This window comes from Streptomyces sp. NPDC101227 (assembly GCF_044767545.1).
Lineage (GTDB): Bacteria > Actinomycetota > Actinomycetes > Streptomycetales > Streptomycetaceae > Streptomyces.
On record NZ_JBIWOD010000026.1, the window covers coordinates 52,269 to 77,703 of the forward strand.

Annotated in this window: 15 protein-coding genes; 12 read left to right on the forward strand and 3 right to left on the reverse strand. The window is 73.6% G+C overall.

Annotated elements, in window-relative coordinates:
- Window positions 1-153 precede the first annotated feature (153 nt).
- Window positions 154-1,809, reverse strand: a complete 1,656-nt coding sequence (locus tag ACIRPT_RS37605) for a serine/threonine-protein kinase (RefSeq protein WP_403835824.1) — start codon at window positions 1,807-1,809, stop codon at window positions 154-156.
- A gap of 513 nt (window positions 1,810-2,322) precedes the next feature.
- Here ACIRPT_RS37605 and ACIRPT_RS37610 point away from each other — a divergent pair.
- The 5 genes from ACIRPT_RS37610 to ACIRPT_RS37630 all read left to right on the forward strand — a co-directional run bounded on the left by ACIRPT_RS37610 (window position 2,323) and on the right by ACIRPT_RS37630 (window position 10,972).
- Window positions 2,323-5,616 carry an FHA domain-containing protein gene (locus ACIRPT_RS37610; protein ID WP_403835915.1) on the forward strand — a complete coding sequence of 1,098 codons (3,294 nt, stop codon included), beginning with the start codon at window positions 2,323-2,325 and terminating at the stop codon, window positions 5,614-5,616.
- A 228-nt stretch (window positions 5,617-5,844) separates the two neighbouring features.
- Window positions 5,845-7,212 (forward strand): ABC transporter substrate-binding protein, encoded by a 1,368-nt coding sequence (locus tag ACIRPT_RS37615; RefSeq protein ID WP_403835826.1) that lies wholly within the window; start codon window positions 5,845-5,847, stop codon window positions 7,210-7,212.
- A gap of 159 nt (window positions 7,213-7,371) precedes the next feature.
- On the forward strand, window positions 7,372-8,658 hold the full coding sequence (locus ACIRPT_RS37620) for a carbohydrate ABC transporter permease (RefSeq protein ID WP_403835828.1): 1,287 nt from the start codon (window positions 7,372-7,374) through the stop codon (window positions 8,656-8,658).
- On the forward strand, window positions 8,655-9,569 hold the full coding sequence (locus ACIRPT_RS37625; protein ID WP_403835830.1) for a carbohydrate ABC transporter permease: 915 nt from the start codon (window positions 8,655-8,657) through the stop codon (window positions 9,567-9,569). The genes ACIRPT_RS37620 and ACIRPT_RS37625 overlap by 4 nt, the downstream gene beginning before the upstream one ends.
- 440 nt (window positions 9,570-10,009) lie before the next feature.
- Window positions 10,010-10,972, forward strand: a complete 963-nt coding sequence (locus ACIRPT_RS37630; protein WP_403835832.1) for a class I SAM-dependent methyltransferase — start codon at window positions 10,010-10,012, stop codon at window positions 10,970-10,972.
- A 60-nt stretch (window positions 10,973-11,032) separates the two neighbouring features.
- Here the strand turns inward: ACIRPT_RS37630 and ACIRPT_RS37635 are convergent, their stop codons facing one another.
- A complete protein-coding gene (locus tag ACIRPT_RS37635; protein ID WP_403835834.1) occupies window positions 11,033-11,710 on the reverse strand; it encodes a class I SAM-dependent methyltransferase in 678 nt (225 codons plus the stop codon).
- A gap of 234 nt (window positions 11,711-11,944) precedes the next feature.
- Here ACIRPT_RS37635 and ACIRPT_RS37640 point away from each other — a divergent pair, with 234 nt between their 5' ends.
- The 5 genes from ACIRPT_RS37640 to ACIRPT_RS37660 all read left to right on the forward strand — a co-directional run bounded on the left by ACIRPT_RS37640 (window position 11,945) and on the right by ACIRPT_RS37660 (window position 19,452).
- Window positions 11,945-15,634 (forward strand): CDP-glycerol glycerophosphotransferase family protein, encoded by a 3,690-nt coding sequence (locus tag ACIRPT_RS37640; protein ID WP_403835837.1) that lies wholly within the window; start codon window positions 11,945-11,947, stop codon window positions 15,632-15,634.
- Window positions 15,635-15,916: 282 nt separating this feature from the next.
- On the forward strand, window positions 15,917-17,572 hold the full coding sequence (locus ACIRPT_RS37645) for a glycosyltransferase family 2 protein (RefSeq protein ID WP_403835917.1): 1,656 nt from the start codon (window positions 15,917-15,919) through the stop codon (window positions 17,570-17,572).
- 42 nt (window positions 17,573-17,614) lie between these two features.
- Entirely contained in the window at window positions 17,615-18,586 is a 972-nt protein-coding gene (gene galE, locus ACIRPT_RS37650; protein WP_403835840.1) for a UDP-glucose 4-epimerase GalE, read from the forward strand.
- A gap of 127 nt (window positions 18,587-18,713) precedes the next feature.
- A complete protein-coding gene (locus ACIRPT_RS37655; RefSeq protein ID WP_403835842.1) occupies window positions 18,714-18,902 on the forward strand; it encodes a hypothetical protein in 189 nt (62 codons plus the stop codon).
- A 208-nt stretch (window positions 18,903-19,110) separates the two neighbouring features.
- Complete coding sequence (locus ACIRPT_RS37660) at window positions 19,111-19,452, forward strand: hypothetical protein (RefSeq protein WP_403835919.1); 342 nt, start codon at window positions 19,111-19,113, stop codon at window positions 19,450-19,452.
- A gap of 75 nt (window positions 19,453-19,527) precedes the next feature.
- On the opposite strand, the gene ACIRPT_RS37665 is transcribed toward ACIRPT_RS37660, so the two are convergent.
- Window positions 19,528-21,444: a glycosyltransferase family 2 protein gene (locus tag ACIRPT_RS37665; RefSeq protein ID WP_403835845.1), complete on the reverse strand. Its 1,917-nt coding sequence runs from the start codon at window positions 21,442-21,444 to the stop codon at window positions 19,528-19,530.
- 166 nt (window positions 21,445-21,610) lie between these two features.
- Here ACIRPT_RS37665 and ACIRPT_RS37670 point away from each other — a divergent pair, with 166 nt between their 5' ends.
- Together ACIRPT_RS37670 and ACIRPT_RS37675 are read left to right on the forward strand one after the other, a co-directional pair.
- On the forward strand, window positions 21,611-24,382 hold the full coding sequence (locus ACIRPT_RS37670) for a YfhO family protein (RefSeq protein WP_403835848.1): 2,772 nt from the start codon (window positions 21,611-21,613) through the stop codon (window positions 24,380-24,382).
- A gap of 33 nt (window positions 24,383-24,415) precedes the next feature.
- Entirely contained in the window at window positions 24,416-25,426 is a 1,011-nt protein-coding gene (locus tag ACIRPT_RS37675) for a glycosyltransferase family 2 protein (RefSeq protein ID WP_403835850.1), read from the forward strand.
- Window positions 25,427-25,435 lie beyond the last annotated feature (9 nt).

A 25,435-nucleotide genomic window follows, 5' to 3' on the forward strand; every position in this document is an offset into this window, starting at 1 on the left:
TGGCGTCAAAGCTACGCGGGTGCCGAGGGGTTCAGTGCCCCCGACAGCCGCATCCTTCACTTCTGTGCGCGAAATCGCCCATCAGAAATCGACAAATCAACAACATGGCCGACGGCGGGAACGGCTACGGGGACGGCAGCGGCCCGTCCGGGGTCAGGCCCCGCTGCCGTTGCCGCCCAGCTGTTCGACGAAGTCCTTCACGGTGGTGAAGATGTCCCCGATCTGGGCGAAGAAGCCCTTGGTGGTGCCGATCCACTCCTGGAGGGGGGTCAGCTCCCAGATCAGCCAGCTCGCGATGAACAGGATGAGCAGGGTGAACAGGCAGCCCTTGAGGCAGCCCAGGCCCGGGATCTTCATGGGGTTGGCGCTGCGCTGGCGGGGCTCGCGGCGGGGCCGGGGCTCCGGGGCGGGCGGGCGCTGCGGCTCGTAGCGCTGCGGCGGGGGCTCCTGGCGGCGCTGCGGGGCCTGGCGCTGCTGCCGGTCGTACGGCGGCGGCTGCTGGCGGTACTGCGGCGGCGGGGGCTGCTGCGGACCGGGCCGGCGCTGGGGGCGGCGGCGCAGCGGGTCGTCGTTCGGGTCCAGGTACTGCACCTGGGTCTGTTCGTTGCGGTCGCGGGCGGCGCGCAGCTGGGACTCCCACGGATGCGGGCCCTCGGGCTCCTGGGGGCCTCCGGCGGGGGCGCCCATGGGCATCGGGGGCATCGCCCGCGTGGGGTCGGCGTCTCCCTGGCCGTAGCCCTGGCCGCCCTGGCCCGGTGCACCGGTGGCGGGCAGGACGCTGGTGGCCGCGGCCGGGTCGTACGAGCCGGCGTTGGAGGGCAGCACCTGGGTGGGGTCGGCGTCGCCGGTGCCCTGGCCGCCGTCGGTGCCCGTACCGGGGACCGTGGCGGGCGTCGGGTCGGGGGCGAGCAGCGCGGCGACGCCGAGGGCGGCCTCGGCCTCGGCCGGGGTGGCGTGCACGCCGACGCCGGCCGCGACGGTGCGCAGCGCGCGGGCGAGGTTCTCGGCGCTGGGTCGCTCCTCGGGGCGCTTGCGCAGACAGCGCTCTATCACCGTCCACAGGGGCTCGGGCACCGTGCTGGGGCGGCGCGGCTCCTCGCTCAGGTGGCGGTGCAGCACCTCCAGGGCGGTCGAGCCGGCGAACGGCGGGCGGCCGGTGACCAGCTCGTAGAGCAGGATTCCGGCGCCGTAGATGTCCACGGCGGAGGTCTGCGGGCGCCCTTCGGCGGACTCCGGCGCCACGTAGGCGGGGGTGCCGACGAATTCATGGGTGCGGGTCAGGCCCGGGGAGTCGGCGAGGCGGGCGATGCCGAAGTCGGTCAGCATCGGGTGCATCTGGCTGCTGCCGTCGGAGCCGGCGAGCAGGACGTTGGCGGGCTTGAGGTCGCGGTGGACGACGCCGTCGGCGTGGCTGGCCGCCAGGGCGTCGGCGATCTGCGCGGTGAGCAGGGAGGCGGCGACCGGGCTGAAGGGGCCGTTGTCGCGCAGGTAGCGGTGCAGGTCGGGGCCGTCGACCAGGTCCATGACCAGGGCGAGCAGATCGCCCTCGACGACGAGGTCGCGGGTGCGGACGATGTTGGGGTGGGTGAGCCGCAGCAGGACGGAGCGCTCCCGCAGGAAGCGCATCACCACGTCCGCGTCGTTCGCCAGCTCCTCCTTGAGGACCTTGATCGCGACGGTCTCGCCGGGCTCGCCGGCAACGGCGGCCTCCGCGCCCGCCGTCTCCCGCTGGCGGGCACGCCAGACGGTGCCCGTGGCGCCGCGTCCCAGCGGCTCCTCGAGCAGGTACTTGCTGCCTACCGGCCGCACGTCATGCGCTCCCTGTCGTGGTGGATCTTGTGCCTGGCCCGCCGGGTCAGACGCTTGTGGGCGATCATGGCCTGGCTCGCGGCCTGTCCGACCCACTGTAGGCCGTCGGGCACATTCCATGGCCAGGCGCCGGACGAGGCCTGTTGAGGCTTGCTCGGGCTTGTGGGGAAGACGCGGGATACGGCCGGATGGTTGCCGCCGGGCGTCCGCCGATGGGCGCGGCGGGCGCGCCGGCCGCGCCGGCGGCTGACCACCGCGGTCGAAATCAGGCCGTTCGGCGCGCGCAAGCCGGCACTTTTTCGCCCTTAGAAGACCAATCAAGATCACCAAGCGGCGGTCGGCGGGCGTGTTGTCAGTGGCAGGTGCGAGGATGCCCCCAGCACGCATTGTGGTGGGGGCGCGCGCTCTCCGTCGCGACGTGCGCTTGGGACTTGTACGTGCCGACGTGCTCGGGCGCGGCGGGGGGTGAGCGAGCCCCTGCCGGATTCCCGGCAGAAGGGACCGTTGACGGCGATGCAGATCCGGCTGACCGTCCTCGGGCCGCGCAGCGGCCACACCACACGCGCCTGCGACGTGCTCGTGACGGCCCCTGCCGGGACCGCCCTGGCGGCGGTGGCGGGTTCCCTCGCGGCGTCCGTGGCCGGCTCGGGCGCGGATGTGGGCGGCGCGGGCGGCGGCGGCCCCGTGGTGCTGTACGCGGGCAACGAACGGCTCGATCCGCAGCGCGCGGCGATCGGCGAGCCGCCGCTGATCGACGGCGCGGTGCTCGCCCTCCAGGGCCCCGGCCCCGCCCCGGCGCACGGCCTGCCGCACGGCCCGGCCCGGCTGCGCGTGGTCTCGGGTCCCGATGCCGGCGGCGTCCATCTGCTGCACGGCGGCCAGATCCGCATCGGCCGCTCCGCCGACGCGGACGTCCCCCTCGACGACCCGGACGTCTCCCGGCTGCACTGCGCGGTGACGGTCGAGCCGGATGGTGCGGTGTACGTCGCCGACCTGCGGTCCACCAACGGCACCGCGGTTGACGGCACCGACCTCGGCGAACGGCCCGCCCCGCTGCTCCCCGGCGCCCTGCTGCGGGTCGGCGAGTCCGCCCTGCGCCTGCAGTCCTCCCCCGGCACCCCGGACCCGGCGCTGCCCGCCGCCCCCGACGGCGAGGGGCATCTGCGGGTCGCACTGGGGCCGGCGGCGGGAGTCGCCCCGCAGTGGGGGAGGGACGCGGCGGCCGCCGGCACGGCGGGGGCGCGGTTCTCCCCGGAGGGCCCGGCCGGGCAGGCGGGCGCGTGGGAGGCCCCGAACGGCGCCCAGGGCCCGGTCTCCGCCGTCCCCTTCCCGGCGCCGCCCGCCGCCGCGCCGACCGGGCCGGAGCGGCGGGACACGCCGCTGCGCGGTACGGCACCCGACGACGGGTCATGGGCCGACGCGGCGGACCGTCCGGCCGCCGCCTACAGCCACCAGGAATACGGACCGGCCGTCCCGGACGGCACGCACGCCGGCCAGCAGCAGCTGGTGCCCCCCGAAGGCCCCAGGACGGCCCGCCGCGGCGGCATCGGGGCATGGGCGCGGCGGCTGGCCGCTGGCCGCTATGCCGTCGAGCAGCCGGATGACGCCGAGGCGGGACTGCCGCACCCGGCGGACGAGCCGGCCGACGCCGCGTACGGGCCGGGTCCGGCGGGCGCGGAGGCGCCGGCCGCGCACGAACGCTGGCCGGATGCCGCCGCCATCCTCTTGACGGCGCTCGGTCCCGGCCCCCGCCTGTGGGAGCGCGGGCAGGAGCACCCGGATGCGCTGGCCGTCCGGCTGGGCACGACCAGCAAGGCCGGGGGCCGGATCGCCGCGCCGGTCACCGTCGAGCTGCGCCGGGCGGGGTCCCTGGGCCTGGCCGGGCCGCGCGAGCGGCTGGCCGGGCTGGCCCGCGCCGCCGTCGCCCAGCTCGCCGCCCTGCACTCGCCCGGCACCCTCGAGCTCGTGCTGATCTCCACGGACCGGGGGCGCGGCGCCGAGGAGCGGGTGTCCGACTGGTCCTGGCTCGGCTGGCTGCCGCATGTCCGCCCGGCCCACGGCCAGGACTGCCGGCTGCTGCTCGCCTACGACAAGGAGCAGGCCGCGGCCCGTACGGGCGAGCTGGTGCGCCGCCTGGACGACGGCCCGCTCGGCCCCCACTGGGCCAGCGCCGACCGCGCCGAGGTGGCCGCCGCCGCGGCCCGCCATCAGGGCCCGTACACGGTCGTGATCGTGGACGGCGACCTCGGCTCGTCGGAGCTGCGCGAGAGTGCGGCCCGGCTCGCTGCGGGCGGCCCGGCGGTCGGCATCCACCTGATCTGTCTGGCCGAGACGCCCGCCGCGTCCCCCGCCTTCCCGCTGGCCGCGACGTACGAGGCCGCCCGGAAGGCGTCGCCCGCCTTCGGCGAGTGCGGGGCGGTGGCGGTGCTCAGCGGCGATGTGGCCACGGCGCTGCGGGTCGTACAGCCGGGTACGGGGCCGAACGGCACGGTGGCGGCGGTGGACGCGGTCTCCGCGCCCTGGGCCGAGCGGTTCGCCCGTGCGCTGGCGCCGCTGCGCGAGGCCGAGGCGACGGCCACGGCCGGCGACCGCCAGGTGCACCGCGCGGCCGTTCCGCTGCCCGATGCGTCCCGGCTGCTGGACGAGCTGGGGCTGGCCCGCGCCACGCCCGCGTCCCTGATGGCGCGCTGGGCGGCCGCCCTGGACACCGACCGGCCCAGCGCCCCGGCGGTGCTGGGCGCGGGCCCGCACGGCCCGCTGGCCGCCGACCTCGCCGCCGACGGCACGCATCTTCTCCTGGAGGGCGCGCCGGCCGGCGGCAAGACCGAGCTGATGCGTTCGCTGGCCGCCTCGCTCGCCGCCGCGGACCGCCCGGATCTGCTGTCGCTGGTCCTGGTGGACGGCGGCGGCAGCGAGCGCGGCGAGGGACTGCGGGTGTGTACGGACCTGCCGCATGTCACGACGTATCTGGCCGCCTCGGACCCGGTCCGGATGCGGGAGTTCGCGCAGGCGCTGTCCTCGGAGCTGAAGCGGCGCGCGGAGATACTGGCCGGCACGCCGTTCGCCGAGTGGCGCGCCAAGCACCTCCCGGCGCCGCGGATCATCGCACCGCGCCGCTCGGCCGAGGACGGCGATACGCCCGGCAGCACCCCGCAGGAGCTCCTCGCTTTCCGTCATCGTGCCCGTAATGCGGAAGAAGGGAGCGGCGGGGCACCGGCCGACCCTTCGGGCACGGGCACGCTGCGGCTGCGGGCGCGCAGCGGGGCGCCGGATGCGGAGGACCAGGCGCCGCCGATGCCGCGGCTGTTCGTGCTGGTCGACGACTTCGACGCGCTGGTGGCCCCGGCGCTGGGCAGTACGGGCCGGCCGGCCGCCGGTTCCGTGGTGCGGGCCCTGGAGGCGGTCGCCCGGGACGGTGCGGCGCTGGGCGTCCATCTGATAGCCGCGAGCGGCCATCCGGACCGCACGGCGGAGACCGCGACCAGCGAACGGGCGGGGCTGCGCATTCAGTTGGGCGCTTCGGCCGATGCATCGGAGCCGGTGCCGCCTGGCCGCGGGCGGCTGGACCGGGCGGCGGACGGGTCCTCGACGCCGTTCCAGGCGGGCCGGGTGACCGGCCGGATACCCCGTACGTCCACGCTGCGGCCGACGGTCGTCCCGCTGGAGTGGCAGCGGATGGGGGACCCGCCGGCCCGGCGTCCGCTGCGCGAGCTGGGCAACGGCCCCACTGACCTGGCCCTGCTGGCCAGCGCGCTCCAGCGGGCCGGGCAGTCCCTGGGGGCGCCCGCCGCGCCGCCGCTCGTGTGAGGCCCGCCGCCGGTGCCCGACACGGGCGGCGGCCCCACCGCCCGTAACAGCCCCATCACAAAAGGTCAGTTGAGGCCGGATGCGGTATTGCGGCGCCGGGGATCCGGGCGTAGACCTGTCGCACGCCACGGGGCGCACCGTGAGAGCGGCACCGCGCCGGCACCACCGCACCACCACCGCACGGCACCACCGCACGCACGGCAGGCGCAGCGATAAGGGGCTACGGGGATGCGCACACGATTCGACGGCACGGCCGGCCGCGCCACGACCGCCCTGGCGGCGGCCGCGGCCCTCGCCCTCGCGCTGGCCGGCTGCGGCGGCGGGACGAAGGACGACGCGGGCGGCGGCAGCAAGGGCGGGAGCACTGCCCCAACGGTCCGGCTCCCCCGGCTCAGTGGCCAGAAGCTCCAGGTCACAGCGGTCTGGACGGGCCCGGAGCGGGAGAATTTCGTCAAGGTGCTGGACGAGTTCGAAAAGCGCACCGGCGCCCAGGTCGACTTCGTGCCGAGCGGCGACGACATGGCCGGCTTCATCGGCTCCAAGATCGCCGGTGGCGGTCCGCCGGACATCGCGATGCTCCAGCAGGTCGGCGTGCTCAATGAGTTCGCGCAGAAGGGCTGGCTCAAGCCGCTCGGCGCCACCGCCAAGGCGCAGCTCGCGAAGAACTACACCAAGGGCTGGCGGGATCTGGGCGCCCACAAGGGCACGCCGTACGGCGTCTATTTCAAGGCCAGCAACAAGTCGCTGGTCTGGTACAACGCCAAGGCGTTCGGCAATGCGGGGGTCACGGAGCCCAAGGACTGGAAGGGCTTCCTCAAGGCCGCGCAGACGCTTGCCGAGTCGGGCGTGGAGCCTGTCTCGGTGGGCGGTTCGGACGGCTGGACGCTGACCGACTGGTTCGAGAACATCTATCTCTCGCAGGCGGGACCCGAGAAGTACGACCAGCTGGCGCGGCACGAGATCAAGTGGACGGATCCCTCGGTCAAGCAGGCGCTGACCACGCTGGGCCAGCTCTTCGGACGCAAGGACCTGGTAGCGGGCGGCAATTCCGGTGCCTTGGCGACCGACTTCCCGACGTCGGTGACGCAGACGTTCAGCGGCGGCGACACCCCCAAGGCCGCGATGGTCTCCTCGGCCGACTTCGCCGCGGCCACCATCTCCCAGACCAAGTCCAAGGTCGGCACCGATGCCAAGGTCTTCGCGTTCCCGGCGGTGGGCGCGAAGTCCCCGGTGGTGACCGGCGGCGATGTGGCGGTGGCGCTCAAGGACAGCAAGGCCTCGCAGGCGCTGCTGACGTTCCTGGCGTCGACGGACGCGGCCAAGATCTGGGCGCAGGCGGGCGGGTTCATCTCGCCCAACAAGGAGCTCGACCAGGCGGCGTACGCCAATGGCGTGATGCGCAAGATCGCCGGGGCGCTGATCGCGGCGGGCGACGACTTCCGGTTCGACATGTCCGACCAGGCGCCCGCCTCCTTCGGCGGCAAGCCGGGCCAGGGCGAGTGGAAGGACCTCCAGGACTTCCTCAAGAACCCCAAGGACGTCGCGGGGACGCAGGCACAGCTGGAGAAGGACGCCGCGAAATCGTTCGGGCACTGACGCCGACCGCCTCGACCGGACGGGGGGACCGTCGCGATGAGCGAGTTACCAGCCACCGCAGCCTCGGGCAGTACACATGCGTCCGGCCGTGCGCCCGCGTCTGACGGCGCGCGCCGGCCGGGCGGTGCCCGGCAGCCGGGCGGCAAGCGGAAAAGCGTCATGGGAACGCGTTCGTGGATCGCGGTCGTCTTTCTGCTGCCGGCGCTGGTGCTGCTCGGTGCGCTGGTCGTCTATCCCATCGTCTTCTCCGTCTACCGCAGCCTGTTCGACGCGTCCGGCAACGGCTTTGTGGGGCTGGGCAATTACGGCGAGATGTTCTCGGACGACGGGATCCGTACCGCGCTGCGGAACAACGTCATCTGGGTCGTGGTCGCGCCGACCGTCTCCACGGCGCTGGGGCTGATCTTCGCGGTGCTCACCGAGCGGATCCGCTGGGGCACCGCCTTCAAGCTGGTCGTGTTCATGCCGATGGCGATCTCCATGCTGGCGGCGGGCATCATTTTCCGGCTGGTCTACGACCAGAACCCGGAGCGCGGGGTGGCCAATGCGGTGTGGGTGGGTGTGCATGACACGTTCGCCGAGCCGGCGCCGTTCCCGGGCGCCAAGCCCCGGCCGAACGCGGATCTGCGGCCGTCCGGCGGCGGTGCCTTCACCACCAGCTCGGCCGTGCGCGCCGGGGCGGGCGCGACGGTGAACCTGCCGCTGGTGGCCGTACAGCAGGCCGATGTACGGAACGCGAGGCCGGCGGCCGCAGCGAAGCCGCGGCCGGGCAAGGTCACCGGCACGGTCTGGCTGGATTTCACCCGCGGTGGCGGCGGGCGGCCGAATGTCATCGACGGCCGGGAGCGGGCGCTGGCGGGCCTGACGGTCGAGGCGGTCAAGGGCGGCAGGGTGGTCGCCTCGGCGACGACGGCTGCCGACGGGACGTACGCGCTGCCTGCGGACAAGGCCGGCGGCGCCCGGCTGCGGCTGCCCGCGGCCAATTTCGCGGAGGCCTACAACGGCGTCGACTGGCTCGGCCCGACGCTGGTCACCCCGGCCATCATCGGGTCCTATGTGTGGATGTGGGCCGGTTTTGCGATGGTGCTGATCGCGGCGGGGCTGGCGGCGGTGCCGCGCGAGCTGCTGGAGGCGGCGCGGGTGGACGGCGCGGGCGAATGGCAGGTCTTCCGCCGGATCACCGTGCCGCTGCTGGCGCCCGTCCTGGTGGTCGTCCTGGTCACCCTCATGATCAATGTGCTGAAGATCTTCGACCTGGTCTACATCATCGCGCCGGGCTCCAGCCTCCGGTCCGCGAATGTGCTCGCCCTCCAGCTCTTCCAGTCGTCGTTCGGTACGGACGTCGACGAGGGGCTGGGCAGCGCGATCGCCGTGTTCCTGCTGCTGCTCGTGCTGCCGGTGATGTACGTCAATCTCCGGCGCATCCGGAAGGAGCGTCGCCGATGACGACTACGCAGGGGACCCTCCCCGACGCGCGCCCGGCCGGCGCCGGCCGCGTACCGGCGAAGCAGTCGCCGGCCACCCGCATCGCGGCCCGGACCGGCGGCGGCGCGCTGCGCGTCTTCCTGATCCTGGTCGCGCTCTTCTGGCTGATGCCGACCATCGGGCTGCTGCTGTCCTCGCTGCGCAGCCCGCAGCAGATCGCCGAGTCGGGCTGGTGGGAGGTCTTCGCCAAGCCGGCCCAGATCACCTTCGACAACTACAGCAGTCTGCTGGGCAACGAGAAGGTGATGGGTTCGCTGCTGACCACCGCGGCGATCACCGTGCCGGCCACGGTGCTGGTGGTGGTGATCGGGTCGCTGGCCGGTTACGCCTTCGCGTGGCTGGACTTTCCCGGGCGGGACGGCTGGTTCATGGTGGTCGTCGGGCTGCTGGTCGTGCCCGTGCAGGTGGCGCTGATTCCGGTGGCCAAGCTGTTCGGCGCGGTGGGGCTCTTCGAGACCACGGCCGGGGTGATCCTCTTCCATACGGCCTTCGGGCTGCCGTTCGCGGTGTTCCTGCTGCGGAATTTCTTCGCGGAGATCCCGCGCGAGCTGCTGGAGGCGGCGCGGCTGGACGGGGCGGGCGAGCTGCGGCTGTTCACCCGGGTCGTGATGCCGCTGGGCGGGCCGGCGATCGCGTCGTTGGGGATCTTTCAGTTCCTGTGGGTGTGGAACGACATGCTGGTCGCGCTGATCTTCGCGGACAGCGGCAATCCGCCGGTCACCGTCGCGCTGCAACAGGAGGTGCGGCAGTTCGGCAACAACATCGATGTGCTGGCGCCGGGCGCGTTCGTGTCGATGGTGGTGCCGCTGATCGTCTTCTTCGCCTTCCAGCGGCAGTTCGTCTCCGGGGTGATGGCCGGCGCGGTGAAATAGGCGCGCAGGTGCCGGGGTGACCCGCGCCATCTTCCGTTCATTTCTTTCCCCCTACGATGACGGCGGATGGCGGCCGATGGCTGTCAGTGCCGCGAAACGCATGGTGCGGCGGGGTCTTGTCGTGGACACTGCGTAGACGCGCCCGGACGGTATGTGTGCCGGGCGGCGGCGCCCCGGCCCCTGCGCGGGTCGCGCCCACGCGGAACCGGCCCCCACGCCGGCCGCATCTACAACAGGAGAAGCGCCGGCCGCGGCTGGGAGCTTCGGCAACAGCGGACACCACCACACCGGATCCCCATGGATCCGAATAAATCACCACAAATAACAATCAAATCCGCATGACATCCACGGCAGAAAACGCCGGTACATACCCCTCACGCACATCCGCATACGCGTCGCACATCGCCATCGATTCCCGACCGTCTGGAGACGGACCGCACATGACTGCCCCCATCGCAGACAAGAGCGCCGAACAACTCCCCTGCCCTACCCGGCTGTCCGACGTGAAGGGCTGGTTCTTCACCGCGGACCAGCTGCTCTTCGACTGGTTCCTCGCGCATCAGCGGGACCGGTCGGTCTCGGGCGACCTGCTCGAGCTGGGAGCGTACATGGGCAAAAGCGCCATTTTCATCGGGGCTCGTATGCGCACCGACGAGCGCTTCACGGTCTGCGATCTCTTCGATTCCCCGGCCGAGGACTCCTCCAACTCCAAGGAGATGAAGAAGTCCTACGCGACCTTGACCCGCCGCGCCTTCGAGGCCAACTACCTCTCGTTCCACGACGAGCTGCCCACCATCGTGCAGGGCCTCAGCTCCGTCGTCCGCGACCACGTCGCCGACGACTCGGTGCGCTTCGCACATATCGACGCCTCGCATCTGTACGAGCATGTGCACGGCGACATCCTGTCGGTGCGCGAACTGCTCACCGAGGACGGCGTGGTCGTGATGGACGACTACCGCGCCGAGCACTGCCCGGGTGTGGCCGCCGCCACCTGGCAGGCCGTCGCGAACGAGGGGCTGCGCCCCATCTGCATCACCGGCACCAAGTTCTACGGGACATGGGGCGATCCGGAGCCGCTGCAGAAGGCGCTGCTGGAATGGCTGCAGTCCCGTAAGGACGTCTGGCACGAGGTGCAGTACGTCAATGACGCCCCGCTGATCCGGCTGAGCGCCAAGGGCGCCAAGGAGCCCGCGCAGCCGGCCTCCCGGCATGAGCCGAAGGCCGCGGCGCGCACGCCCGAGCGGTCGGCGGCCCCGAAGGCGGCCGCGGCCCTCCCCCGCCCGCGCTCGGTGCCCCGGCCGCAGCGCAGCGTGCTGCGCCGGGTCGCGCTGGATGTGCTGCCGCCGATCGTCACCCGGGCGATCGTCTCCGCCCGCAAGAAGGGCCGCGTGGCGGGGCGCTGAGCGACGGGCGTACGGGCCGGGGCCGGGTGCCGCGCGGTACCCCGCCCCCGCCCGTACGCCCTACCGCGGCACCTGCCCCACCAGCGCGAACACATTGCGCCGCAGCAGCCTCCCGGCCACGCGCGGCAAGGGGTAGGAATACGTACGCCGGACGGCCAGCCCCGCCGATTCGGCGAAGGCGCGCAGCAGCGTGAAGTCCGTGAAGCGGACCGGGGCCGGTTCGGCGCGGTGGCCGGCCTCCTGCGGGGTGATCAACAGGACGCCGCCGCCCGGCCGTACGTAGGGCAGATAGGCCCGCAGCAGGCCCTCGACCTGCTCGTCGTCCAGATGCTCCAGCACATGTGCGCACAACAGCGCGTCGAAGGAGCCGGGCCGGGCGTGCGGGCTCGCGAGGAAGGTGTCGGCCGTGTAGGCGGTGAGCCCGCGGGCCCGGCACTTGTGCACGGAGCGCGGGTCGTGGTCGATGCCGACGCTGCCGGGCGCGCAGTCGGCGAGCGTGTCGCCCGCGCCGCAGCCGATGTCCAGCACCCGCCCGGTGCCGATCCGGCGCAGCTGCCGGCGGTAGCGGGGCCGGGCGGGCAACGGCCGTACGACGCCGGTGCGTTCCCCGGCCGGGAAGCGTGCGGTGGAGGCGTGTGGTGCGGTGCCGGCGCCTTTGGCGGGCCGGGTGCCGCGCGCCTGGGGGGCGGGCACGTCGGGCCTGTTGGTGGCGGCGGAGCTGTCGGTTCGGCCGGGCATCGGGTCGCGGTCACCTTTCCCTGGGGACACGGCGCGTGGGGCGCCATGACGCTGCCCAACGGTCTACGGCATGGAGGGGGAGGCGTGCCGCGCGGCGCGCCGCCCCTGTGCGGGCCCCGGCCGTCTCACCCTTTCAGCGCAGATCCGGTGACCGTGCCGCCGACGGGCGAGTTGAACGCCGCAATCCCGTGATTCGCCTGATCGGCACGTGTTCGGAAAGGCAGGTCCGCGCGTATGAAGCCTCGGCTCACCGTGGTCGTCCCGGTCCCCCGCAGCGAGGGGCCGGAGCGGAATGTGGAGGAGTGCCTGGAGTCGGTGGCGGCCCAGACACTGACCGAGCTCGATGTGGTGCTGGTGGAGGAGAACGCCGCGGAGCCCGTCGCCGCCGCCCGCGCGTTCGCCGACCGGGACCCGAGGTTCCGTGTCGTCCGCCCGCCCGTCCGTCGTCCGGGGGGCGTCCTCACGCTCGGCGCGGCGCGCAACGCCGGTGCCCGGCACGCCTATCCGGGCACCTCCTACCTGGCGTTCGCCGACGCCGACGATGTGCTGCTGCCGCGCGCGTACGAGGATCTGACCGGCGTGCTGGAGACGTCCGGCGCCGACTTCGCGACCGGCAATGTCTACCGGCTGGGCGCGGCGGGCCGCAGTCAGTGCCGGTATCACCCTGCCGCGCGGGAGACGGCGCTGCGCACTCACGTCACCGAGGACCGCACGCTGCTGTTCGACCACCTCGCCGGCAACAAGGTCTTCCGTCGCAGCTTCTGGGACCGCCATGAACTCGCTTTTCCGGAAGGGGAGTTGTGCGATGACGCGGCGGTGACGCTGCCCGCGCACTTCCTGGCCGGGGCGGTGGACGTCCGTCGCGAACACGTCGTCCACCACCGTCTTCCGGAGGGACCCCAGCGGCACCGGCGGCTGGATGCGGCGGGTGTGCGGGACCGGTTCGTGGCGGTGGCCGGAATCCGGCGCTTCCTCGCCGACCCGGCGCATCCCCGCCGTCACGACTACCGGCGCGAGTACGACCGGTGGCTGCTGACCGACGGGCTGCTCGACCTCGTGGCGGCGTTGCCCGCGGCCGCGCCCGAGTGCCGTGCCGCGTTCCTGGAGGGTGCCCGGGACTTTCTCGCCCAGGTCGATCCCCGGCTCTTCCCCACGCTCCCGGTGGAGCTGCGGATGCGCTGGTATCTGATCCGCGCAGGCCGGACAGCGGATCTGCTGACGCTGCTCGCGCACGAGGCCCGTAATCCGGCCGGGTTCGATGTGGCGGGCCCGCCGCTGCGCAAGCGCGCGGTGCTGCCGTTCACCCCGCCGCTGGAGCTGCCGCCGGGCGTGACCCGGCTGGACCGCACGGACTTTCCCGTACGGGCCCGGGTCCGGGAGGCGGTGTGGCGAAGCGGGTCCCCCCGCTCGGGCGGAGCCGGGAGCGGTGGCGGAACGCTGGTGCTGCGCGGCCATGCGTACATCCGCAACCTGGACGCGGCCGCCCGGGGCAGCTACCTCAGAACGATGGTGCTCGCTCAGGGGCGGCGCCGGATCCTGCTGCCGCTGCGGCAGGTGGCGATGCCGCAGGCGACCGCCGAATCCGGCCAGGAGCGGCATTGCTACGACTGGGCCGGGTTCGAGGTGACGCTCGATCCCGCCCGGCTGCGCAGGGGCGGGCGCTGGGAGGACGGGGACTGGTCGGTCGGGGTGATCGTCGCGTCGGCGGGGGTGGTGCGGGCGGCGGCGCTGGAGGCGGCGGAGACCGGGTCGGGTGCCGCGCCGCTCGCCCATGAGGCGGGCGACGGCGTATGGATCGCTCCCCGGTACGCCGACGGGCGGCTGCGGCTGTCCGTCGAACGCCGGACGCGCCGGCTCGCCGGGCGGCCCGTGGCGTCGGCTCAGGCCCTGGATCTGCCGGTGTCGGCGCCCGGCCCGCGGCCGGCGGCGCTGCGGCTGACGCACCAGGGGACGGGGACGGTGGTGACCTTTCCGGTGGAGCCGGGGCGGGCGGGGGAGCCCGGCCCGGCGGGAGAGGCGGCGCGGCCGGCGGCGGCGCGGTCCGACGCGGCACGGTCCGACGCCGCGCGGTCCGGGGAAGTCCTCACCCTGCGCATCCGCCTCGACGCGCTGGCCGCCGCGCGCCCGGGTCCGGACGGTGTCCCGCGGGCGATCGCGCCCGTACACACCGAGACCTGGATGCCGGAGCTGGTGCTGCCGGACGGCACGACGGACGCGATCGCCTGCTCGCCGTGTCTGTCCCCCGTGGGCCATCCGCTGCCGCAGGGCCGCGAGTTGGTCGTCGCGGCCACCGCCACCGGCCGCCTCGTCCTCCACGACCGCACCCCGCAGCCGTATGTGGACCGCGTCATCTGGCGGGCGGACGGCACGCTGCTGGTGGCGGGGCGGCTGCCGGATGCCGCGCCGCTGGCCACCGAGGTCGTCCTCAAGCACGGTGCGCACGCGGCCGAGGCGGCGGTCCCCGCCGCCCACGACGGGGACCGCTTCCACTGCGCGCTGCCGCTGGGCGCGCTGCCCTCCCTCGCGGGTGAGCGGCCGCTGCGCGAGGGCCGCTGGACGCTGCATCTGCGCGAGCTGGGTGCCGCCGGCTCGCCGCTGGACGCCCCGGTCCGCCTCGCGCCCGCCGTCTTCGAGGGGCTGCCCACCTCCCGTACGGTCGCCGGCAAGCCGCTCACCCTCGACCGGCACCGCCACGACGAGGCGATCGTGACGGCGGGTCCGGCGCTGCCCGCCACCGACCGCGGCCCCTACCGCCGCCGGGTGCTGCGCGAGCTGCACTACCCGCTGCACCGGGGCCGCCCGCTGCGCGAGGCCGTCCTCTACAGCAGCTTCGGGGGCCGGGCGTACGGGGACTCACCGCGGGCGGTGCACGAAGAGCTGGTGCGCCGGGGAGCGGACGTCCGGCACCTGTGGGCGGTGCGCGACGCGCAGGCCACGGTGCCGGACTCGGCCCGCGCGGTGGTCGTCGGCAGCGCCGAATGGCACGGTGCGCTGGCGCACAGCCGCTGGATCGTCACCAACACGCATCTGCCGTCGTGGTTCCTGCGCCGCGACGGCCAGAGCGTCATCCAGACCTGGCACGGCACCCCGCTCAAGCAGATCGGCGCGGGGCTGGCGGGCACGTTCTGCGGCGGGCTCGCCCATCTGGCGCCCCGCCCGCGCCTGGGCCGCCAGTGGAGCGTGCTGCTGTCCCCCAACTCCCACAGCACCCCCGTGCTGCGCGCCGCCCTCGGCTATCCCGGCGAGCTCCTGGAGTCCGGTCTGCCGCGTACGGACGCCCTGCTGGCGCCGGACCGTGAACTGCGGGCGGCCGCCGTACGCGAGCACCTGGGGATCGAGCCGGGCCGCACGGTCGTGCTCTACGCCCCGACCCTGCGCGACGATCTCGCCTACGACGCCGCCCACCACCGCCTGCACCTACCCCTCGACCTCGGCCTGGCCCGCCGCGCCCTCGCCGACGACCACGTCCTGCTGGTCCGCAGCCACCCCCTGGTGGCCGACCGGCTGCCGGCCCTCCCCCAGGCGCCCGGCTCCCCCTCCACGGACCAGGGGACCCCCACCGCCCCCTTCGCGCTCGATGTCTCCGACCACCCCGACGCCACCGAGCTCCTGCTGGCCGCCGATGTGCTGGTCACCGACTACTCGTCGCTGGCCGTCGACTTCGCCAACACCGGCCGCCCGATGCTGTTCCTGACGCCCGATCTGCCGCACTACCGCGACACCCTGCGCGGCTTCACCCTCGACTTCGAGGCGCGGGTGCCCGGCCCGCTGCTCGCCTCCACCGGTGAGCTGATCGATGCGCTGGGCGACCTGTCGGCCATCACACGGGCCGGCGCGGAGGCGTATGCGGACTTCCGGGAGTCCTTCTGCCACCGGGACGACGGCGGCGCGGCGGGCCGGGTGGCCGATCTGCTCGGGGGATGAGCCACTGGGAGGCGACGGCGGGCGGGACGCGGCGGCAAGGTGGTGGCGCCGGGATCGGCATCGTGCGGCCTTCGCGTCGTTACAGCTTGTGCAGAAGCCCTTACGGACCCCTGCGCGCCCCAGCCCGGTCTTCCGGCCAGTAAGAAGACGGCAAGAACGCGGAAATCCGCGGCGACGGGCGCAACCGTGCGACGGAATTCCTCCTCTGACCCATCAGACAAAAGGACCGGATCCCGTTCGCGCCCAGAGATGCTGTCGACACGAAATGTAGATGTAGTGACTGTGAAAGAAGCCCTTGAGCCGCGGCCTGGGCCCACCATCACGCCAACCGCGCAGGTCAGCATCGTCGTCATCGCCTTCAACGATGCCGCCCATGTCGGCGATGCCGTGCGCTCGGCACTCGCGCAGGGGGCACCCGGGGAAACCGTCACCGAGGTGATCGCGGTGAATGACGCCTCCACCGACGGCACCGGCGACGCCCTGGACGCCCTCGCCCAAACCGATCCCCGGCTGCGGGTGCTGCACCGCACCGAGAACAGCGGCGGCTGCGGTACCCCGCGCAACGACGGGCTGCGGGCCGCCACCGGCCGCTATGTGATGTTCCTGGACAGCGACGATGTACTGCCCCCGGGTGCGGCCCAGGCGCTGCTGACCGCCGCGCAGCGCCATGACGTCCCGGTGGCGGCGGGCGCCTGTGTGCGCCGCGAGCTCCCGGCGAAGCGCGATGTTCCCTGGCTGCCCGCCCTCTACCGCGAGCCGGCCGTGCACGACTCCGCCGGCGCCGGCCCCTATCTGGTCCGCGACACCCTGTGCGTCAACAAGCTCTATGAGAGAACGTTCCTCTCCAGGCACGGCATCACCTTCCCCGAGGGCCGCTACACCTACGAGGACTTCGTCTTCACCGCCCGGGTGCTGGCCGCCGCGCCCCGCATCGCCACCATCCCCGACCGCGTCTACATCTGGCACGTCCGCCGGAGCGCCGCCAAGCAGTCGATCTCGCTCGACCGCAAGAGCGTCGCCAACTGGCAGGCCCGGATCGACGCCCACCGCGCCAGCGTGCAGATCTTCCAGGATGCCGGGCACAAGGCCCTCGCCCACGCCGCCGACACCAAGTTCCTCGACCACGATCTGCGGCTGTACCTCCGCGAGCTGCACACCCGCGGCGCCGACTACCGCACCGAGTGGTGGCGGCTGACCCGCGAGTATCTGGCCGGTTTCGACGAGGCCGATCTGCGCGCCGCGCGCGCCCCGGCCCGCTGGCTGGCCCGCGTCGTCCTGGCCTCCCCGGCCCCGCGCGACCTGGAGCGCCTCACCCAGCTCGCGGCCCGTCCGGGACGGCTGCTGCCCCCGTACGCGGAGGCCGACGGCCTCGCCGTATGGTCCCCGGACCTGCCCGAGGTCGAGCTGGACGCCCTGGGCACCAAGCCGATGCACCGCCTCCCGGTGACCATCGACGCCGAGCCCCTCATCGGCGCCCGCAGCCGCCGGCTCCGGCTGCGCGTCCATGATCTGTACGGGCGGCTGGCCGCGGCGGGCCCGGTCAGCATCGACATAGAGCTGCGCCGCCGCCGGGACGACCGGCGCGGCCCGGTCCACACCGCCGCGCTCACCCCCGCCCCCGCCGTCACCGGGTCCGAGGCCTGCTGGACCGCCGAGGTGGTCCTGGACCTGGCGACCCTGGTCGACCGGGGCACCGGCCATGCGGCCGACCCCGAGCCGTGGGACCTGATGGCCGAGGTCCGCTGCGCCGATGCCTCCAGCTTCCGCGCCTCGCTCCGCGCGACCGGCCCCGGGCTGCGCCGCCGCGCGCTGCCCAGCCGCCGCCACGGCCTTCTCCTGGCCCAGCCGTACGCGACGACCGGCGGCGCGCTCTCGCTGCGGGTCGCGGCCGGGCTGCGCAGCGTATGGCGCATCGCGGCCGGCAGACTCCGCCGCTGAGCCGCTCCCCTCCCCGTTCGCTCCCGACCTAGGATTGACGCCATGTCTTACTTGATCACGGGTGGTGCCGGCTACATCGGCGCCCATGTCGTACGGGCCCTGCGCCAGGCGGGCGAGCCGGTCGTGGTGCTCGACAACCTGACCACCGGCATCGTCGACCGGATCCCGCAGGACGTCCCCCTGGTCGTCGGCTCCACCCTGGACCGGGCACTGCTGGACCGCACCTTCGCCGCCCACGACATCACCGATGTGGTCCATCTCGCCGCCAAGAAGCAGGTCGGCGAGTCGGTGGAGATGCCGCTCGTCTACTACCGCGAGAACATCCACGGCCTGCAGACCCTCCTGGAGGCCATGGCCTGCGCCGGCGTCGGCCGCTTCGTCTTCTCCTCCTCGGCCGCCGTCTACGGCATGCCGGACGTCGATCTGGTCACCGAGGACACGCCGTGCATGCCGATCAACCCGTACGGCGAGACCAAGCTCGCCGGCGAGTGGATGGCCCGCGCGGTGGGCAAGGCGCACGGCATCAGCACCGCCTGCCTGCGCTACTTCAACGTCGCCGGCGCGGCCACCCCCGAGCTGGCCGACACCGGCGTCTTCAACATCGTCCCGATGGTCTTCGAGAAGCTCACCGAAGGCGCCGCCCCCCGGATTTTCGGCGATGACTACGACACCCCCGACGGCACCTGCATCCGCGACTACATTCACGTCGCCGATCTCGCCGACGCCCACGTCGCCGCCGCCCGCAAGCTCGCCGAGCCCGGCCCGGTGCGCGATCTGACCCTCAACATCGGGCGCGGCGAAGGCGTTTCGGTACGGGAGCTGATCGACCTGATCTGCGAGGTCACCGGGCACGAGGGCGTCACGCCCGAGGTCACGCCGCGGCGGCCCGGCGATCCGGCGCGGGTGGTCGCGGCCGCCGACCGGATCACCTCGGAGCTGGGGTGGAAGGCGCGCCATGACGTCCGCGACATGATCGCGTCGGCCTGGGCGGGGTGGCAGCGGCACCAGCCGTGATCTTTCGCCCGCCGCCTGCCCTGCGAGACGCGCGGGGCGGGCGGCGGTGGTGTGCCCGCTCCCTGCGCGGTCGCGCGCGGGCGGCGGGTTCGCCGGACCGGCTTCTGACGTCCTATCGGCCGACTGGATGGCCGTCCGGTGGATGCTCGGCCGCCGACGGGGCCCGGTCGCCGATCGGCTCGGCCGGCGCCTCGACCGTTACGGGGAAGCCCTCGTGGCCCGCCGCCCCTGCATCCGGGCGGGCGTGAGCGCCGCCGTCAGCCCGCTCGGCCGGTGGGGCGCCACCTTGACCGGCTTCCTGAACAGCCATTCCTGATGCGACGGCGGGCATGCGGTGAAAAATCGCCCGGCGGCGACCGTCATGGTGTGGGCGGCCTGTCGAGGCGGGGTGCCGAGTCAGGGAAGGCGAGGTGAACGAGCCGTGGATCGGGTTTCAAGGGGAGGCCGAAGGAAACACGTCGGCCATGTCTTATACCCATGGTCACCCGGCGGAAAACGACCCATACAACGGCAACCCGAGCCCAATGCACAACGGCGAGCGAAACGCCCCTTACGACACCCACGTCAGACCGGTGAGCAATCGCAGGGGCATGGGGGCAGAGCGGACGGCCCTGATCATCCACACCGTCGCGGATATCGCCGCAGGTTTTCTCGGGCTGTGGATCCTCCTGTACCTGCTCGACGCCAACCAGGCGAATGTCTTCGTCGACTTCGTGCACGGTCTGGCCGGCTGGCTCGCCGGCTGGTCGCAGGACATCTTCACGATGGACACGGAGGGGCTGCGCGTCTTCTTCAACTACGCCCTGCCCGCGCTGATCTACCTGGCGGTGGGCCACGGCGCCGCCGCATGGGTGCGGCGCCTTTGACGCACCGGTGCCGGGTCCCGGCGTACGTACCGGCGGCGCCCCGCACACCCCGTGAGTGCGGGGCGCCGCCGTCGTTCAGCTCCGTGGACGGCGCGGCGGCACCGTGACCGTCAGCGGCTCCCGTCCTTCGGGGGCCTCCACCGGCAGGCGGAGCCGCAGCGCCCCGGCGGCGAACCGGACCGCCACCTGCCAGGTCCCCCGTGGTGCGCCGCGCAGCCGGGCGCGGAGCGTGAGCCGGTCCCCCGCGCCGCGTTCCACGCTCGTACGCAGTCCCGCCATTCGGGTCGCGTCCGTGAGGATCAGCTGCAGCTCGGCGTCGGCGGGGCATCCGGGGAGGGTGAGGCACGCGGTGAGGCCGGTACGGCCGGTGCCGCGGGTGCGGCCGGTGGGCCTGCCGGTGATCCTCCCCCGCAGGTCGCCGCCCACGGGCCGGCGTACGCCGCGGCCGTCGAGGTCGAGGTGGAGATGGCCGTGGGGGTGGGAGAGGAAGAGGCCGCCGACCGTGGGGGTGGCGGGGCCGCGGCCGAGGACGCGCGGGGCGAGGGTCGTGGGGTCTTCGGTCTCCGGGTGCAGCCAGGCGGCGCGGCGGACGGCCGGGCCCGTTGCGCCGCGCGCGGTGACCGCGACCTTCAGGCCCCAGATGCCGTCTGCCAGGGGGGCGCCGTCCGCGGCGGTCGCCGGGTCGAGGGTGGCGTGCCAGGCGCCGTCCACCCGGCGGGTGGGGAGGCGGTATTCGGCGCCCCGGCCGCGGAGTACCAGTTCGGTGGCGTGGGCGATGAGGCCGGGCAGCTCGGCGGTGCCGTGGAGGTGGAGGGTGCCGTCTCTCCAGCGGTAGGAGGTCAGGCGCTGACGGAGGGCCAGTCGCTGGGTGAGGTCGTAGCAGGCGTCGGGCAGGGGGCGGACGGGGTCGCGGAAGTAGGGGTAGGCGGCGTAGACGCGGCCGTCGGGGTCCACATGGGGCGGTCCGGGGCGGGCGCCCGTATCGGTGCGGATGACGGCGGTCAGCGCGTCGTCGAGGCCGGCCCGCAGGCAGTGGGCGCGCAGGCGCAGACGGGGCGGCAGGGCCGCCAGGACGCGGTCGGTGAGGTAGCGGGCGACGAGGGGGCGGGCGGCGTTCGCCATGTCGCGGCGGCCGGCCGGGGCGCGGGCGAGGTAGGGGGCGGCGAAGGGCATGAGGATCTCGCCGTGGAAGTGCCGGACCATGAGGGCGTCGCGGTCCTTGCCGGGCGGGACCTCGGCCGCGAGACCGGCGAGGACGGTGGCGATATAGGAGAGATATTCGGGCCAGTCGGCGTCCTGGCGGGTGGCGTTGCTGTCGTCGTCGCGGCCGTGGAGGTAGTAGCAGTCGTAGTCGGCGAGCACGGAGACGGTGTCGGCGCGCAGCAGCGCCGCGATGCCGAAGGGGAGGTCCTCGGCCAGGAGGCGGCCCTCGACGAAGCGGAGGCGGTGGCGGTCGAGGAAGGAGCGGCGGAAGAGTTTGTAGGCGGCCAGGCTCCAGTAGACCGGGGAGTCGAAGGGGGAGACGCGGGGGCTCGTGATGCGGAGGTCGACGGGGGCGGCGCGGCCGTCGGCGCCGACTATCCGGCCGTAGACGATGTCCGAACCGTGGGTCCGGGCCATCTGCGTGAGCCGGGCCAGCGCTTCGGGGCCGAGGCGGTCGTCGGAGTCGAGGAAGAAGACGAAGTCGCCGGTGGCGTGGGCCAGGCCGGTGTTGCGGGGGCGGCCGGCGCCGCCCGATGCGGGGCGGTGAAGGACCGTCAGATTGGGGTGGGTGCGGGCCGCTTCGGACAGCCATCTGCCGCTGCCGTCGGTGGAGCCGTCGTCGACCGCGATCACCTCGATGCGGTGCTGGGGCAGGGTCTGGGTGAAGACCGAGCCGAGGCTGCGGTCCAGATAGCGGCGGGTGTTGTGGACGGGGACGATCACCGAGACGGCCGCGGAGGGGGCCGCCGCCGAGGTGTGGCCGGGCGGGGGACTGTCGGTTGCGGCCACCTGCACTCCGTCTCCTTCACTCATGGCGCCCCGGGGTCTGCCCGCGCCCACGGGGAATCAGGGGAAACTATCCCGCACTTCGGCATAGCAAAACGAACATTTAAGACATATCCCCTAGAGTGAGTCCCCGGCGATCTTGATCTTGGAGCTGGAGACCGCGGCAACCGTGAGACCGATCATCAGGCGCCTCGCCGCCCCCGGGCTCGCGGCGCTGCTGTCCATGGGGGCGTACTGCCTGGCGCTGGCGGTCCACGGCGGATACCCGTTCGGGGGGCGCTCGCGCGCCGTCAACGACCTGGGCAATCAGTTCATTCCGTTCCACGCCCGGCTGTGGGATCTGCTGCACGGCACCACCAGCGGCGATCTGTTCTTCAACTGGAGCAGCGGCTACGGCGTGCCGTTCCTGGCCGACTTCCTCACGTATCTGATGAACCCGTTCTCCTGGCTGGTCGGGCTCTTCCCGCGCCATCTGGTCGAATTCCCGGTCTTCTTGGTGACGTTGCTGAGCATCGGGCTCGGTGCGGCGCTGATGACCGTCTTCCTGGGGCGGCTGCGGCCGGGCCCCGGGCTGCTGCGGGCGCCGCTCGCGGCGGGCTACGGGCTGTGCGCCTGGGTACTGCGCGACGGGTCCGCCGATCCGATGTGGATGTGGGGACTGGTCTCGCTGCCGCTGACCGCGATCGCGGCGGACTGGTGTCTGCACCGACGGCGGTGGGTGGCCGGGACGCTGCTCATCGCGCTCGCCTGGGCGGGGAATTTCTATACGGCGGCGATGGCGAGCCTCGCGACCGCGCTGGTGCTGCTGCTGCGGCTGACCCTGGCCTCCGGGACGCCGGTCCGCGACCGGCTGCGGTCGCTGGGACGGGCCGCCTCGATGATGGTGGTGGGCATCGCGCTGGCGGCGCCCGCGCTGACCGTCACCCTCGAGGCCAGCCGGACGGCGCAGCCCGCGCCGGCGGTGTCCTACCCCGGACCGCCGCGGCTGCTCGATCAGTTGGCGCAGCTGCTGCCGGGCGGGCGGGGCGCGGAGGAGGCCCCGGACATTTTCGTCGGGATGCTGGCGCTGCTGCTGGTGGCGGCGTTCCCGTGGGTGCGGGCCGTGCCGGTCAGGGTGCGGGTGGGGTGGTACGTCCTGGCGGCGGCGGTGGCCGGTTCGTTCGTGTGGGAGCCGACGATTTTGCTGTGGCACGGGTTTGCGCTGCCGAACGGGAGTCCGTTCAGGGCCGCCTTCGTCCTCAGCGGGATCCTCGTCATGATCGCCTGGCTGGCGCTGGCACACCGGCCGCGGGCCCGTGAACTGGCCGGGGGCGCGGCGCTGGTGGGGCTGCTGGCGTGGGTGTGCCGGGACCGGCCGTCGGTCGGCGGCACCTGGATCCTGGTGACGGGCGGCGGGGGTGTCGTCCTGAGCGCGCTGCTCATGCTGGCGGCCGCCCACCGCCGCGCCGCCCCGGGCGCCGTGCGGAGCGTTGCCACCGCCGCGCTGGCCGGTGCCGTTCTGCTCGGCTCGGCCTCTTCGGCGTACTCCGTCATGGCCCTGCGGGACAACATCGCGTGGTTCCGGCCGAAGGCCACGCTGAGCCAGCGGGCGCTCGCCGCCCGGGACGGACTCGCCGCCCGCGACGACTGGCCCCACTCGCGCAGCGACCCCGGCCCGCACGAGTTCGCCAACAACGATCCGCTGCTGATCGGCGGCGAGGGCGGCTCGTACTACAGCAGCTTCGTGCCGGCCGCGACCGCCCGGGCGCTGCGCGGCCTGGGCGCCGGCTGGTACATCAACGGGCGGCACACGCTCAGCCTCGAGGACCCGGTGGGGCGCGCCCTGATGGGCGTCAGCAGCTATCTGGCGCCGCGCGGCGGCGGCCGCTTCACCGCCCGGCCGGCCGCCGCGGGCCCGCTCGTGACCGTGCGCCGCGACCTCGGAACGGCCATGGGAGGCGCGCGCCGGACGGGCGCCCCCGGCAGGCCCCGGACGCCGGGCACGGAGACCGTCTTCGCCCGCCAGGAACGCGCCCTGGGCGCCAAGGTCTACGAGGTCCCCGCCCTGACCCCGGCCGCGGGCCCCGCCCCCGGGCGCACCGTCGGCGGCTGGACGCTGCCCGACGGCAAACACCCCGCCCCGGACACCGGCCCCGGCGATTCCGATACTCCCAGTGATCCCGGTGATCCCGGTGACGGCCAGGACGGCCAGGACGGCCACGACCGCCACGACCGCCATGGCAGCGCTGGCAGCGCTGACCCTGCCGATGGCGACCAGCCCTACGGCCTCGGCACCACCTTCACCGCCCGCTGCACCCCGGGCGGAACCGCCGTCTGGTACGCCCCGTGGTTCTACGGGCAGGTCAGCGCCCTGGGCGGGTGGAGCTGGGCGATCGGGCGGCACGACGGCACCACCGCGAACCCGGTCCGCACGCTGGGCGCCGTGCCCGCCGACGGCACACTGTCGGTCCGCTTCGCCGGACCCGGCCGGCAACATATCCCCGCACACCCCATCGGCTGTCTCCCTCCCAGGGCACTGTCCGCCGCGCTGACCGCCCGGCGTGCGGGCGGCCTCGTCAAATGGAACACCGGCGGCCATGGACTGGTTGCCGAGCTGCCGCCCGGCAGCTCCGGCGGCGCGCTGTTCGCTCTTCCGGCGGTGCCCGGGTGGGGCTGTTCGGTGGACGGCGGGCCGTCGCGCGCGGCGGGTTCGTACGCCGGTCTGCTGGCCGTGCCGCTGGGCTCCGGCGCCTCGCGGCTGTCGTGCGCGTACGCCCCTCCGGGCCTGGTACCGGGGCTGGCGGCGAGTGGTGCGGGCGCGCTGACGCTGGCCGCGGTGGCCCTCGCCACCCCCCTCTTCAGACGCCGCAACCCCTCGTTCGCCGCGTCGTCCCAAATCGTGGCATTCCACCAGATTTGCCAGAATTATCCCTCGGGGGACGGTGACCGAGTCGTCCCCTGACCCCCGGCGGAACACCGGCGAAAAGGCGCGACCATGAAGCTCTCCCTCGTCGTCCCCTGCTACAACGAAGAGGCCGTCATAAGCCGGTTCGACGACCAGGTCCGCTCGGTCCTCGACGGACTCGCCGTCGAGTACGAGCTGTGCTACGTGGACGACGGCAGCGCGGACGGCACCCTGCCCCGGCTCCGCGACCTCGCACAGCGGCACCCCAGCACCACCCGCTACCTCTCCTTCAGCCGTAACTTCGGCAAGGAACCCGCCATGCTGGCCGGCCTCAAGGAGGCCACCGGCGACGCGGTGATCATCATGGACGCCGACCTCCAGCATCCGCCCGAGCTGATCGAGAAGATGCTCGACCTCTACCAGCTGGGCCACGACCAGGTCATCGCCCGGCGCAGCCGGGACGGCGACAAGCGGCTGCGGACCGCGCTCAGCCGCTTCTACTACCGCGCCGTCAACACCTGGGTGGACGTCGAACTCGCCGACGGCGTGGGCGACTTCCGGCTGCTGTCGCGCACCGCCGTGGACGCGCTGGTCTCACTGCCGGAGTACAACCGCTTCTCCAAGGGCCTGTTCTCCTGGATCGGCTTCGACACCATCACCTTCGACTACCGCAATGCCGCCCGGGAGGCCGGGGAGACCAAGTGGCACCTGGGCGGCCTGGTCAACTACGGCATCGACGGCATGCTGTCGTTCAACTGCCGTCCGCTGCGGGCGGCCATCTACACAGGACTGAGCCTGGCCTCGCTCGCCACGCTCTACACGCTGTGGGTGATCGGCGCCGCCGTCGTCGGCGGCATCACCGCACCGGGCTATGTGACGCTGGTGGCGATCATCGTGGGCCTGGGCGGACTCCAGATGGTGATGCTCGGGCTGATCGGCGAGTACATCGGGCGGATCTATTACGAGACCAAGCGGCGGCCGCACTTCCTGGTCAAGGAGGCCAGCGGGGCGGCACGCCCGCGCACTCGGGCCAACGGCACGGCGCGCCCCCGCACCCCGGCGGACGCCGCCACCGTCGCCGCCCCCTCCCAGGCCGGCTGATGCCGCAGC

What these genes read in the sequence shown, in the direction of transcription:
- ACIRPT_RS37610 (WP_403835915.1), top strand. Translation starts at nt 2,323, where the DNA reads ATGCAGATCCGGCTGACCGTCCTCGGGCCGCGCAGCGGCCACACCACA.
- ACIRPT_RS37615 (WP_403835826.1), top strand. Translation starts at nt 5,845, where the DNA reads ATGCGCACACGATTCGACGGCACGGCCGGCCGCGCCACGACCGCCCTG.
- ACIRPT_RS37620 (WP_403835828.1), top strand. Translation starts at nt 7,372, where the DNA reads ATGGGAACGCGTTCGTGGATCGCGGTCGTCTTTCTGCTGCCGGCGCTG.
- ACIRPT_RS37625 (WP_403835830.1), top strand. Translation starts at nt 8,655, where the DNA reads ATGACGACTACGCAGGGGACCCTCCCCGACGCGCGCCCGGCCGGCGCC.
- ACIRPT_RS37630 (WP_403835832.1), top strand. Translation starts at nt 10,010, where the DNA reads ATGACTGCCCCCATCGCAGACAAGAGCGCCGAACAACTCCCCTGCCCT.
- ACIRPT_RS37635 (WP_403835834.1), bottom strand. Translation starts at nt 11,710, where the DNA reads ATGCCCGGCCGAACCGACAGCTCCGCCGCCACCAACAGGCCCGACGTG.
- ACIRPT_RS37640 (WP_403835837.1), top strand. Translation starts at nt 11,945, where the DNA reads ATGAAGCCTCGGCTCACCGTGGTCGTCCCGGTCCCCCGCAGCGAGGGG.
- galE (WP_403835840.1), top strand. Translation starts at nt 17,615, where the DNA reads ATGTCTTACTTGATCACGGGTGGTGCCGGCTACATCGGCGCCCATGTC.
- ACIRPT_RS37655 (WP_403835842.1), top strand. Translation starts at nt 18,714, where the DNA reads ATGGCCGTCCGGTGGATGCTCGGCCGCCGACGGGGCCCGGTCGCCGAT.
- ACIRPT_RS37660 (WP_403835919.1), top strand. Translation starts at nt 19,111, where the DNA reads ATGCACAACGGCGAGCGAAACGCCCCTTACGACACCCACGTCAGACCG.
- ACIRPT_RS37675 (WP_403835850.1), top strand. Translation starts at nt 24,416, where the DNA reads ATGAAGCTCTCCCTCGTCGTCCCCTGCTACAACGAAGAGGCCGTCATA.